Source organism: Cetobacterium sp. ZOR0034 (assembly GCF_000799075.1).
In the GTDB taxonomy this organism is placed as follows: Bacteria; Fusobacteriota; Fusobacteriia; order Fusobacteriales; family Fusobacteriaceae; genus Cetobacterium_A.
Genome location: NZ_JTLI01000023.1, coordinates 1 through 12605 on the forward strand (window position 1 = coordinate 1; position 12605 = coordinate 12605).

The following is a 12605-nucleotide window of genomic DNA, read 5'->3' on the forward strand; positions in this document are numbered from 1 at the left end:
TTAAGATAGCCTATTTGGACATTTAAAATTTGATAGCTAAGAAGTTAATTTACACTAAATTTGGTATACTCCCTAATTTTTTCTAAAATTGATAGCTTCTAATAAATGATTTTTTTCAATGTTGATCGCATTATCTAAATCGGCAATGGTTCGAGCTACTTTTAATATTTTATGATAAGTTCGCATAGATAGATTTAAACTTCTGATAGCAGTTCTAATAATATTTTCACACTCTTTATCTAGAGTACAAAATTTTTCTACTTCAAAATTATTCATATCGCGATTTAATTTATTTCCGGAAAATCTTAAGTTTTGTATTTCTCGAGCACGAATAACTCGCTCTTTAATAACTTTTGAAGAGTCGCCTCTTTCTTCATCTAAAATCTCTTTATCATTTAATCTATATATTTCAACGTATAAATCTATTCTGTCTATAATAGGTCCGGATAGTTTTTTAGAATATCTTCTTAAATCATATGGAGTACAGGTGCATAGTTCTTCATCAAATCCAAGACCACAGAAGCATGGATTACAGGCCGCAACAAATATAATTTTTGCAGGGAATTCCATTTTTCCTAAACTTCTAGTTATTGATATTCGTTTTTCTTCAAGGGGTTCTCTTAAACTCTCAATTACGATTCGATCAAATTCTGTAAATTCATCTAAAAAAAGTACTCCATTATTTGCAAGACTAATCTCGCCTGGTTTAGGAGTTCGCCCACCACCAATTATAGAAGTTGCTGTTGAGGTATGATGTGGGTCACGGAATGGTCGATTGGTAACGATAGGAACCCTTTCACTTAATTCCCCAGCAATGCTATAGATTTTAGTAGTTTCTATAATCTCTTTCTCGGACATAGGAGGTAAAATGGTCGTCAATCTTTTAGCAAGCATAGACTTTCCACTTCCAGGAGCCCCAATCATAATAATATTATGTCCTCCAGCAGCAACAATTTCTAGAGCTCTTTTTGCTCTGATTTGGCCTTTTACATCCCACATATCAAGTAGATTTTCTGAAAACTTAGAGGTGTTTATAACTCTCTTGCTTCTGATAATCCCTTCCTCAATAAACTTAACAACATCTCTTAAATTCTTTACGGGAACTATCTCGATATCTTTTATGATAGAAGCTTCCTCCAAATTTTCTTCGGGTATAATCACACCTTTAAAACCTTTACTTTTAGCTAGTAAAACACCACTAATAATACCATCAGCACGTCTGATTTCACCAGTCAAAGATAACTCTCCCATCATAATATAATCTCGTAAAATTCCAGTGTAGTCAGAAATAAACCTCATTCCGATCATAATACCGATAGCTATGGGTAAATCGAAATGTGATCCTCTTTTTCTAATATTTGCAGGGGTTAAATTTACAACAATTCTTCGAGGTTCTAAAAGATATCCCATATTCTTAATTCCAGAACGAATACGATCTCTACTTTCTGAAATCGTAGCATCACCTAATCCAACGATATTAAAAATAGGCAAACCATTCGTTACATCGACCTCAACCTCTACTAAAAAAGGTTCAATTCCAAGATAGCTCGAACTCAAAACCCTAACTAACATAAAGTTCCTCCCTTTATTTATCAAATACTTTTAAGATTAAAGTTTTAAATATAGTAGGTAGTTATTATAAAAGTTCTTTATGTATTTACTGATAATTTTTAATTTTCTTTTTTTATACAAAAAAAGTAAAAAAAGGTTTGACATATTTACGAAAAAGGTGTATATTATCTTTGTGAACAAAATTGTAATAATTACAAAAAAGAAATTAAAACAAATTTAAAAAGAAAAAGATATAGATAAGAGAAAATCGAGGAGGATTAAAAATGGCAAAAGTAAAATGTACAGTATGTGGAGAAGTATTTGAAGAGGCTTTAGGAACTTGCCCTTTATGTAAAGTAGGATTAGATAAGTGTGTTCCATTTGATGAGTCAGGAGCAAGAGTATGGGCAACTGAGCACAAAGTTGGAGAGGGATTAGCTTGCGGAGATGAAGAAATCATTGAAGGATTAAGAGCAAACTTCAACGGAGAATGTATGGAAGTTGGGATGTACTTAGCAATGGCTAGAGTTGCAGATAGAGAAGGATATCCAGAAGTAGCAGAAGCTTATACAAGAATCGCTTTTGAAGAAGCTGGACATGCTGCAAGATTCGCTGAATTATTAGGAGAAGTAGTAACTGATTCTACAGAAGAGAACTTAAAGAGAAGAGTAGAAGCTGAATATGGAGCAACTTCAGGGAAGTTCGATATTGCTAAAAGAGCAAAGCAATTAGGATTCGATGCTATTCACGATACAGTTCATGAAATGGCTAAAGATGAAGCTAGACATGGAAGAGCTTTCTTAGGATTATTAGAAAGACATTTCCAAAAATAATAGATAAAAAGTAGAGTGTTTGAACTATTCAAGCACTCTTTTTCGTTTATTGAAGTTTTGATTATATTGTGATACTATTAAAGTATTATAGGATAAGGGTGATATAAGTGGGGAAAATAATATATGTAACTGGAGGAGCTAGAAGTGGAAAAAGCTCTTTTGCAGAAAAGAAAGTCTTAGAAATGCAAAAAGAAAAAATATATGTTGCGACAGCCATATCATTTGATGATGAGATGAAAGAACGAGTTCGTCTTCATAAGATTCAAAGGGGAGAAGACTGGATAACAATAGAGGGATACAAAAATATATGTGAGACATTATCAGAGTATAAAAAATTATCAGGAGTTGTACTATTAGATTGTTTAACTAATATGGTAACTAATAATATGATTATGGATAGAGAAATAGACTGGGATAGTATCACTCAAGATGAGTTAAGAGTTATTGAAGATGAGATTAAAACTGAGGTACAAAATTTAGTTGATTTTATAAAAGAAAGTTCTTTAGATATGGTGGTTGTTTCAAATGAAGTCGGGATGGGTTTAGTTCCTCCGTATGCATTAGGAAGATATTTTAGAGATATTGGAGGACGAATAAATCAATTAGTAGCAAAAGAAAGCCACGAAGCTTACTTAATAGTTTCTGGGTTAGAATTAAAATTAAAATAGAGTTGGAGGAAAAAATGAACGGATTAGCTTTACTTTTTAAATTTATGACAAGATTACCATTTCCGGGAGGAAATAAATTTGATTCAAAAGCCTTAGGAAATTCAATGAAATGGTTTCCAATAGTAGGTTTAGTAATAGGAATTATAAACTTTGTTGTTGCAGCATTATTAGAAACGATTATTCCATCACCTATTTTAATGGGAATAATATTAGTGACATTAGATGTAATAATAACAGGTGGCTTACATTTGGATGGTTTAGCTGATACTTTTGATGGGATATTTAGTTATAGAAGTAAACAAAAAATGCTAGAGATAATGAAAGATTCAAGAGTTGGAACAAATGGAGTTTTAGTTTTAGTTCTTTACTTTATTTTTAAAATAGCATTTTTAGTAGAAACTTCAGAGTTATTTGGAGTAAGTCAAGGGGTTATAATGTTGATAGTTCCAATCTTATCTAGAATAAATGGAGTTATAAATTGTGCTTTCGAACCATATGCAAGACCAACAGGTATGGGAAAGACTTTTGTTGAAAATACAGATAAAGCGGGAGCAGCGATAGCATATACGGTAGTAACAGGTATATTGTATTTAGTAGCGCAATATTTTGGATTACCGTTCTTGAATTTATTTTTGATATTAAATATTTTAGGAGTTAGTGGATTTTTCTTTGGAAAGCTGATGACAAGAAAAATAGGTGGGATAACAGGTGATACATTAGGAGCGTTATTAGAATTATCGTCTGTTTTATCACTAGTTTTAATGTATATCTTTTTATAAGAGGAGAAATTTATGGGAAAAGTTATTTTAGTTAGACATGGTGAATCAGAACTCAATGTAAAGGGTGTTTATTACGGAGTTTTAAACCCAGGACTTACAGAAGAGGGAAAAGAACAAGCTAAAAAAACGAGAGATATACTAAAAGAGATTAATTATCATAAAATTTATTCAAGTGATTTAAAAAGAGCTTTAGATACAGCAGAAATAATAAATTCTAAAGAATTAAAAATCTTTGTAGATGAAGATTTAAGAGAGTTAAACTTTGGAATTTTTGAGGGACATACCTATGAGGAGCTTTTAGAAAAGTATCCTGAAGAGTTGGAAAAAAGCCAGAAAAGTTGGGAAAATTATAATTACATAACTGGGGAAAGTGTTGTAGAGCTTCAAAATAGAGCAATAAATTTTATAGATAAAAAAGTTAATTTAGATGAAGATACAGTTTTAGTTACTCATTGGGGTATTATAAATACCATTTTAAGTCATTATTTTTCAAATGGATTGGATGCATATTGGAAGTTTAGTGTAAAAAATGCAGGAGTAGTTATAATTGAGTTTTCTGATGGATATCCGATATTAAAAGGATTCAACATAGGGGGATAAATTGAAGAGATTAATAAAAGTTCAGAAAGAGATTAAAGAAATAGATGTAGAGGCCATGAGGTTATGTAAAGATATACTAGATACTAGGATGAAACCGCAAAAAAGCTTGGGTATCTTAGAGGATCTAGCAGTAACGGTAGCAGGAATAACAGGTAAACCATTAAACACGTTGGAGAGGGGATGTCACTTTATAGCTTCAGCTGATAATGGAGTTATAGAGGAGGGAGTATCATCATGCCCTTTGGAATATACAAAAATTGTTTCAGAGGCTATGTTAAACTCGTTTGCAGCTATAGGTATTTTATGTCAAAGCTTAGATATTCCTCTTAATTTGATTGATGTAGGAATAAAAGGAGATATTTCAAGAGAATATAAGCACCTTTATTTGAAAAAAGTTGCGTATGGCACAAAAAATTTCGTTCAAGAACCAGCTATGAGTATTGAGGAAGTAATAAAGGCCATTGAAGTTGGTGTGGAGATGATAAAAAATAAGAAAGAGTATGATTTTTTCTCAAACGGAGAGATGGGAATTGCGAATACCACTACTAGTTCAGCAATTTTATACGCTTTAACAAAAGAAAATATCGAAAAAGTTGTTGGATGTGGTGCTGGTCTTTCAGACGAAGGACTAAAAAGAAAAAAAGATATAATAAAAACTTCAGTAGAGAAATATGATTTGTTTAATAAAGAAGCGCTAGAAGTTTTAAGATGTGTAGGTGGGTTAGATATAGCTTGTATGGTTGGATTATACTTAGGAGCCGCCTTAGAAAGAAAACCTATGTTGATTGATGGATTTATTTCAGGTGTTGCAGCTTTAGTAGCTACAAGAATCGAGCCTAAAGTAAAGGGATACCTAATAGCGACTCACATGAGTGAAGAACCTGGAATGAAGGTTGTTATGAATGCTTTAGAGTTAAAACCATTTTTAGATATGCAGATGCGTTTAGGTGAAGGAACCGGAGCGGTTTTAGCTTATCCAATTTTAAAAGCAGCAATGAATATTCCAAAAGTTATGAAAACAAAAGATGAGGTTTATGACTTGTTTCAATAATTTCTAATAAGGGGTGGTTGTCTTGGAAAAAGAACAAATGCAAGGACACCGAAAGAGATTACGAGAGAAATATTTAAGAGTTGGTTATAAAGGATTAGAGGATTACGAGATATTAGAGTTGATTTTGACATATTCAATCAAATTGAAGGATTGCAAAGGAATAGCTAAAAATTTATTAGCAAAATTTAAAACAATAGATACAGTTATAAAAGCAGAGATAAATGATCTGAAAGATATTGAAGGTGTTGGAACAGAGACGGCATTATATTTAAAAGTGATTGGAGATATAATGTCGAATCATTATTTTAAAAATATACAATCAGCAGATTTTAAAACTTTAAAAGGAAAAACAGATCTTATAAATTATTTAAAAGATGATGTAGGATCCTTGAAAAGTGAAGAGTTCAAAGTTATATACTTGAGTAGCGATAATAAAATTGTTGCAGATGAAATTCTGTTTAAAGGAACCATAGATAGAAGTGTTGTATATCCAAGGAAGATTGTAGAAAGAGCGATACATAATAGAGCTAAGGGTGTAATATTTGCTCATAATCATCCAAGTGGAAATTTAACACCATCTAAAAAAGATATAGAATTGACATTAGAGATGCAGGAATTATTAGAAAAAGTGGACATAAAATTACTAGATCATATTATAGTGAGTGATGAATCCTATTTTAGTTTTTATGATAATGGATTAATTGAATATTATTAAATTCGACCCTCTTAAATTTTTTAAGAGGGTTTTTTCAAAGGAGGAGTAGAAGTGTTAGATAAAATAGTTATAAAGGGAGCTAGAGAGCATAACTTGAAAAATTTTGATATAGAGATTCCAAAATATAAATTTGTTGTTGTAACAGGAGTTAGTGGAAGTGGAAAATCATCTTTAGCTTTTGATACAATTTATTCTGAGGGCCAAAGAAGATATGTTGAAAGTCTGTCAGCTTATGCAAGACAATTTATAGGACAGATGAAAAAACCAGAGGTAGATAGTATAGAGGGGTTAGCTCCAGCGATATCAATTGAACAAAAAACAACAAATAAAAATCCAAGATCAACAGTAGGAACAGTAACAGAGATATACGATTATATGAGATTGCTATTTGCTCATATAGGAAAGGCTCATTGTCCTGTATGTAATAAATTAGTTGAAAGACAAAGTGTAGATGAAATTGTAGAGAATGTTTACGAGAAATTTCAAAACGGAGAGAGATTGATGCTTTTGAGTCCAGTTATAAAGGACAAGAAAGGAACTCATAAAAATCTTTTTTTAAATTTGGTAAAGAAAGGATTTGTAAGAGCAAGAGTAAATGGAGAAATTTTATATATTGAAGAAGAAATAAATTTAGATAAAAATAAAAAACATAACATTGAAGTGGTTGTTGATAGATTAGTTGTAGATAAGGAAGATAAAGATTTTAAATCGCGTTTGACTGAAAGTATTGAGCAAGCAATAGAGTTATCGGAAGGAAAAATTATTATAAATTGGTCTGATGGAGAACAGCTATATAGTGAAAATTTTTCATGTCCAGATCATGAAGACGTAAGCATTCCGGATTTGAATCCCAGACTATTTTCTTTTAATGCTCCGTTTGGTGCGTGTCCAGAGTGTAAAGGGATTGGAAAGAAATTAGAAATAGATGAAAGTAGATTGCTAGAGGATGAGAATCTCTCTATATTGAAGGGAGGGATATATATTCCTGGAGCGGCTTCTGCTAAAAAAGGTTATACTTGGACAATTTTTGAATCAATGGCCAGAAAATATAAGATTGATTTAGATAAACCAGTAAAAGAGTTAACAAAAAAAGAGATGGATATTATATTTTATGGAACTAATGGAGAGAAATTTAGAGTTGATTATGATTCTAAAGAGTTTAGTTTCCATGGAGAGAAAGAGTTTGAAGGAATAGTGAAAAACTTAGAGAGAAGATATAATGAATCATTTTCTGAAAGTTCAAGAGAAGAGATTGAAAATAGATTTATGATTGATAAAATCTGTAAAGTTTGTAATGGGAAAAGATTAAAACCTGAAGTTTTAGCTGTAACAGTTTATAAAAAAAATATAATAGAGATAACTGAATTAAGTATAAAAGAAGCACTTAAATTTTTTGAAACAATAGAGCTAACAGAAAAAGAGAGACAGATTGCAGCAGAGATTTTAAAAGAAATCAAAGAAAGATTGTCATTTATGATAAATGTGGGATTGGATTATCTGAGTTTGGCAAGAGAAACAAAAACATTATCTGGTGGAGAATCACAAAGAATAAGACTAGCAACTCAGATTGGATCTGGTCTTACAGGAGTGTTGTATGTTTTAGATGAACCGAGTATTGGATTACATCAAAGGGATAATGATAAACTTTTAGCTACTTTAAATAGATTAAAAGAGCTAGGGAATACATTGATTGTTGTAGAGCATGATGAAGATACAATGTATCAAGCTGATTACATATTAGATATGGGTCCAGGAGCCGGAGTTTTTGGAGGAGAGATTGTAGCTGCAGGAACACCAGACGAGGTTATGAAAAATGAAAGATCAATGACAGGAAAGTTTTTAAAAGGAGAGATAGGGATTCCAATACCATCAGAGAGAAGAGTTAGTGAAGAGTTCATAAAATTAAAAGGAGCAAAGGGAAATAATTTAAAAAATGTTGATGTGGACATTCCTCTGGGAGTTTTAACTGTGGTAACAGGAGTTAGTGGAAGTGGAAAGTCAACTTTAATAAATCAAACTTTATACCCTGTCTTGTTTAATAAATTAAATAGTGGAAAGCTATATCCTTTAGAGTATGACTCAATTGAAGGAATTGAAAAACTTGAAAAAGTTATAGATATAGATCAAAGTCCGATAGGAAGAACTCCTCGTTCTAATCCAGCCACATATACAAAAGTTTTTGATGATATAAGAGATATATTCTCACAAACAAAAGATGCTAAGTCGAAGGGCTACAGTAAAGGACGTTTTTCATTTAATGTGAAAGGTGGAAGATGTGAAGCTTGTCAAGGAGCTGGAATCATAAAGATAGAGATGAACTTCTTACCAGATGTTTATGTTGAGTGTGAGGTTTGTAGAGGAAAGCGATATAATAGAGAAACTTTAGAAGTTTATTACAAAGGAAAAAATATATCAGATGTTTTAGATATGAGTGTTGGAGAAGCTTATGAGTTTTTCCAAAATATACCGACATTAGAAAGAAAATTGAAAGTATTAGTTGATGTAGGATTAGATTATATAAAGTTGGGTCAACCAGCAACAACTTTATCTGGAGGAGAAGCTCAGAGAATAAAATTAGCTAGTGAGTTAGCAAAAGTATCAAAAGGAAAAACTGTTTATATCTTAGATGAACCTACAACTGGATTACACTTTGAAGATATAAGAAAATTATTAGAAGTTATAAATAGACTTGTGGAAAAAGGTAATACAGTAATAATAATTGAACATAATTTAGATGTTATAAAAAATGCAGATTACATAATTGATATAGGACCTGAAGGTGGAGATGGTGGAGGAAAAGTTATCTTGACTGGAACACCAGAGAAGGTTGCAGCTTCAAAAAAAGGATATACAAGTAAATACTTAAAAAAAGTGTTAAAGGGAGAGAGATAAAGAATGTTTGAATACTTAAACGGAGTAGTAAAAATAAAAAAACCAGAATATTTAGGAATAGATGTAAACGGCGTAGGCTATAGAGTATATATAACTTTAAAAACATATGATGAAGTACAAATTGGAGATAAAAGAGAGTTATATATATACAATGTAATAAAAGAGGATGCTTTTAAGTTAGTTGGATTTTTACAGGAAAGAGAAAGAGTGTTATTCGAAATGTTAATAGGTATAAGTGGGATAGGGTTGTCTTTAGCTTTATCAATAATGTCTACATTTTCAATTGATAATATAAGAGAGATTGTATTAACTGAAGATTTTAAAACTTTAAAAAGAGTTCCAAAATTAGGAGAGAAAAAATCAAAACAAATAATAATAGATTTAAATAATAAAATCAAAACTTTAAACTTGATGGCGATGGAAGATCCATCAGGAGATATACTGAATAGTGCAATAGAAGATGAGCTGTATATGGCCTTAGAGTCTTTAGGATATAGTAAAAAGGAAATAGATTCTCTGGTGAGTAAAGATGAGTTAAATGGATATTCGACTTTAGAAGATGCAATAAAAGGAGTTCTTAAAAAAATTCAGTTAAGGGGATGATTTTATGAGAAAAATCTATGTTCTAGACACAAATGTTTTAATACATGACCACAGAAGTATATACAGTTTTGAGGATAATGAAGTTATTGTTCCAATTTTTGTTATTGAAGAGATAGACCATCTAAAAAGAAATAGTACAACAGCTATTCAAGCTAGATTAGCAGCAAGAGAATTAGATGCAATAAGAAAAAAAGGGTGTATAGCAAAAGGTGTTAATCTAGAGAAAGGGATTTTTTTCAAAGTAGAGATTGAGAACGATTTAGAACTATTACCGCTAGCTTTAAAAAGAGATTCCGTAGATAATATGATAATATCGGCAACTTTAGGAATTAAAAATAAAAATCCAGATATGAAAGTGGTTTTGATAACAAAAGATATAAATATGAGGATAAAAGCGGACTCCTTAGGTGTAGAGGTTCAAGATTATGAAACTGATAGAACGGATTATACAACTTTAGATGATGGTTATGTAGAAATTGAAGTTCCAAGAGATATATATACAAAATTTGATAAAGCTGGAAAGATAAATGTTTGGGAATTAGGAGAAGGATATCATTTTACTGAAAATATGTTTGTGAGATTTAAATGTGGTGATGAAAAAACTTCTGGAAGATATATTGGTGGAAAAATTAGAAGAAATTTAGAGGGACAAATTTCAGCTTGGGGAGCAAGAGCTAGAAATGATGAACAAGAATATGCTATGGAACTTTTGATGGATGAAAATATAAGAGTTGTAACTTTAGTTGGAAAGGCTGGAACAGGAAAGACACTCTTAGCTATTGCTGCAGGACTTGAGCAGGTTGTAGAAAGAGGAAAGTATAAGAAACTCTTAATCGCAAGACCTATAATACCAATGGGGAAAGATTTAGGATATCTTCCTGGAAGTGAAGAGGAGAAATTAAGACCTTGGATGCAACCTATATATGATAATATAGATTATTTAGCAGGTGAAAAAGGAGAAAAAACAGGTGAAAAAGTTATTTTAGGTCTTCAAACTATGGGATTGTTAAAAATAGAAGCCTTGACATATATAAGAGGAAGAAGTATTCCGAATGGATATGTAATAATAGATGAAGCTCAAAACTTAACACCACTAGAGGTAAAAACAATAATAACTAGAGCTGGAGAAAATACAAAAATTGTTCTTACAGGAGACCCAGACCAGATTGATAGTCCGTACTTGGATGCAGATACAAATGGGTTGACATATTTAGCAGATAAATTAAAAAACGAAGGCATTGTAGGACATGTAACTCTAAAAAAAGGTGAACGTTCAGCTTTAGCTGAATTAGCTGCAAAACTTCTATAATTTTTTCTTTTATTTTATGAATATATATATTATAATATTGTATAAGATAGAAGACGAAACTTGGGAGGAGTAAAGTTATGGAAGCAGTTTTAACAATATTTTTATTCATATTTGCTGTAGCTTTAATAGTACTAGTTCTTGTACAGCCAGATAGAAGTCATGGAATGTCAGGAAGCATGGGAATGGGAGGTTCAAATACAGTATTTGGAGTTTCAAAAGACGGAGGACCACTAGCCAGAGCAACTGAAGTAGTCGCATTTTTATTCATACTTTCAGCACTTCTTCTGTATCTAGTAAAATAGTTAAAAGAGTTAAAGGCGTGTTGGGGTACACAATACGCTTTTTTATTTTAAAAAATAGGTTGTGATTAGATGCAAAGTATATTTGGTGGAAATTTTGAAAAAGCAAAACCTCTATCAGCTCGTTTAAGACCTAAAAAGTTGAATGAGTTTCAAGGTCAAGAGAAGATTTTAGGTCAAAATGGTGTTCTTAGAAAAATAATAGAGGGAAAAAATCTTTCTAATATGATTTTGTATGGACCATCAGGTTGTGGAAAAAGTTCTTTAGGAGAGATAATTTCAAGAGAGTTAGATTATAACTTTGAAACTTTAAATGCTACAATAGCAAGTTTAAATGATTTGAGGGAAATAGTTGAGAAAGCAAAAAGAAATCTCGAGTTATATGGGAAAAGAACAATTCTATTTTTGGATGAGATACATAGATTTAATAAAACCCAACAAGATGCACTACTTTCTTATACAGAGTCGGGGATACTGATTTTAGTTGGAGCTACTACTGAAAATCCATATCATAGTTTGAATAATGCACTTTTATCAAGATGCTTATTATTTGAATTTAAGCCCCTTACAAGAGAAAATATAAATAATATTTTAAAAAAAGGAGAAGAGCTTTTAGAATCTCAACTTCCAAAAGAGGTGAGAGAGGTTATTTTAGATATCTCTCAAGGTGATAGTAGGATAGCTTTGAACTATTTAGAACTTTATAAAAGTAGTTGTGCAGGTTACAGTGAAAAAGAGATTATAGATCTTTTTAGAGAAAGAAGAGCTTCTTATCATAAAGAAGAGGATAAATATAATCTTATTTCTGCCATGATAAAAAGCATAAGAGGCAGCGATCCAGATTCAGCTGTTTATTGGTTGGCAAGACTTCTTCATGGTGGAGAAGATCCAAGATACATAGCAAGAAGAATTTGTATTCACGCAAGTGAAGATATAGGAATGGCTAATCCAGAGGCAATGATAATAGCTAATAGTGCTATGAATGCTAGTGAAAGGATAGGAATGCCAGAAATAAGAATAATTTTATCTCAAGCAGTAATCTATTTGGCTATATCGACAAAAAGTAATAGTAGCTATTTAGCTATTGATAAAGCACTAAAAGATATCGAAAATGGGGATTTAGAACCAGTACCTATTCATATAGGGGATAGAGCAGTTGGTTATAAATATCCACACGATTATCCGAATAATTTTGTTGATCAAAAATATAAAGAACATAAAAAAAGATATTATATTCCTGGAAACAATAGATATGAGAAGTTGATTGAAGAGAAATTAGAAAAATTATGGAAATTAAAATAATTG

12 protein-coding genes are annotated in these 12605 nt (G+C 31.3%); 11 read left to right on the top strand and 1 reads right to left on the bottom strand.

Features of this window, described 5'->3' with window-relative positions; translation table 11 throughout:
• Positions 1 to 72 precede the first annotated feature (72 nt).
• Positions 73 to 1572, bottom strand: a complete 1500-nt coding sequence (locus tag L992_RS05985) for a YifB family Mg chelatase-like AAA ATPase (protein WP_047395055.1) — start codon at positions 1570 to 1572, stop codon at positions 73 to 75.
• A 263-nt stretch (positions 1573 to 1835) separates the two neighbouring features.
• On the opposite strand from L992_RS05985, the gene L992_RS05990 reads away from it, so the two are divergent.
• From L992_RS05990 to L992_RS06040, 11 genes are all read left to right on the top strand, one after another.
• Positions 1836 to 2384 carry a ferritin family protein gene (locus L992_RS05990; protein ID WP_047382460.1) on the top strand — a complete coding sequence of 183 codons (549 nt, stop codon included), beginning with the start codon at positions 1836 to 1838 and terminating at the stop codon, positions 2382 to 2384.
• 107 nt (positions 2385 to 2491) lie between these two features.
• On the top strand, positions 2492 to 3052 hold the full coding sequence (cobU, locus tag L992_RS05995) for a bifunctional adenosylcobinamide kinase/adenosylcobinamide-phosphate guanylyltransferase (protein WP_047382458.1): 561 nt from the start codon (positions 2492 to 2494) through the stop codon (positions 3050 to 3052).
• Between the two features lie 14 nt (positions 3053 to 3066).
• Positions 3067 to 3831 (top strand): adenosylcobinamide-GDP ribazoletransferase, encoded by a 765-nt coding sequence (cobS, locus tag L992_RS06000; protein WP_047382456.1) that lies wholly within the window; start codon positions 3067 to 3069, stop codon positions 3829 to 3831.
• A gap of 12 nt (positions 3832 to 3843) precedes the next feature.
• The gene (locus L992_RS06005) at positions 3844 to 4431 is read left to right on the top strand and encodes a histidine phosphatase family protein (RefSeq protein WP_047382455.1); all 588 of its coding nucleotides are present in this window, start codon (positions 3844 to 3846) and stop codon (positions 4429 to 4431) included.
• A gap of 1 nt (position 4432) precedes the next feature.
• Positions 4433 to 5482 (top strand): nicotinate-nucleotide--dimethylbenzimidazole phosphoribosyltransferase, encoded by a 1050-nt coding sequence (gene cobT, locus L992_RS06010; RefSeq protein WP_047382454.1) that lies wholly within the window; start codon positions 4433 to 4435, stop codon positions 5480 to 5482.
• A gap of 22 nt (positions 5483 to 5504) precedes the next feature.
• Positions 5505 to 6197, top strand: a complete 693-nt coding sequence (gene radC / locus L992_RS06015; RefSeq protein WP_047382453.1) for a DNA repair protein RadC — start codon at positions 5505 to 5507, stop codon at positions 6195 to 6197.
• A gap of 51 nt (positions 6198 to 6248) precedes the next feature.
• The gene (gene uvrA, locus L992_RS06020; RefSeq protein WP_047382451.1) at positions 6249 to 9089 is read left to right on the top strand and encodes an excinuclease ABC subunit UvrA; all 2841 of its coding nucleotides are present in this window, start codon (positions 6249 to 6251) and stop codon (positions 9087 to 9089) included.
• Between the two features lie 3 nt (positions 9090 to 9092).
• The gene (gene ruvA / locus L992_RS06025; RefSeq protein WP_047382449.1) at positions 9093 to 9692 is read left to right on the top strand and encodes a Holliday junction branch migration protein RuvA; all 600 of its coding nucleotides are present in this window, start codon (positions 9093 to 9095) and stop codon (positions 9690 to 9692) included.
• A 4-nt stretch (positions 9693 to 9696) separates the two neighbouring features.
• Entirely contained in the window at positions 9697 to 11001 is a 1305-nt protein-coding gene (locus L992_RS06030) for a PhoH family protein (protein ID WP_047382448.1), read from the top strand.
• A gap of 77 nt (positions 11002 to 11078) precedes the next feature.
• Entirely contained in the window at positions 11079 to 11303 is a 225-nt protein-coding gene (gene secG, locus L992_RS06035; protein WP_047382446.1) for a preprotein translocase subunit SecG, read from the top strand.
• 69 nt (positions 11304 to 11372) lie between these two features.
• Positions 11373 to 12602: a replication-associated recombination protein A gene (locus L992_RS06040; RefSeq protein ID WP_047382445.1), complete on the top strand. Its 1230-nt coding sequence runs from the start codon at positions 11373 to 11375 to the stop codon at positions 12600 to 12602.
• Positions 12603 to 12605 lie beyond the last annotated feature (3 nt).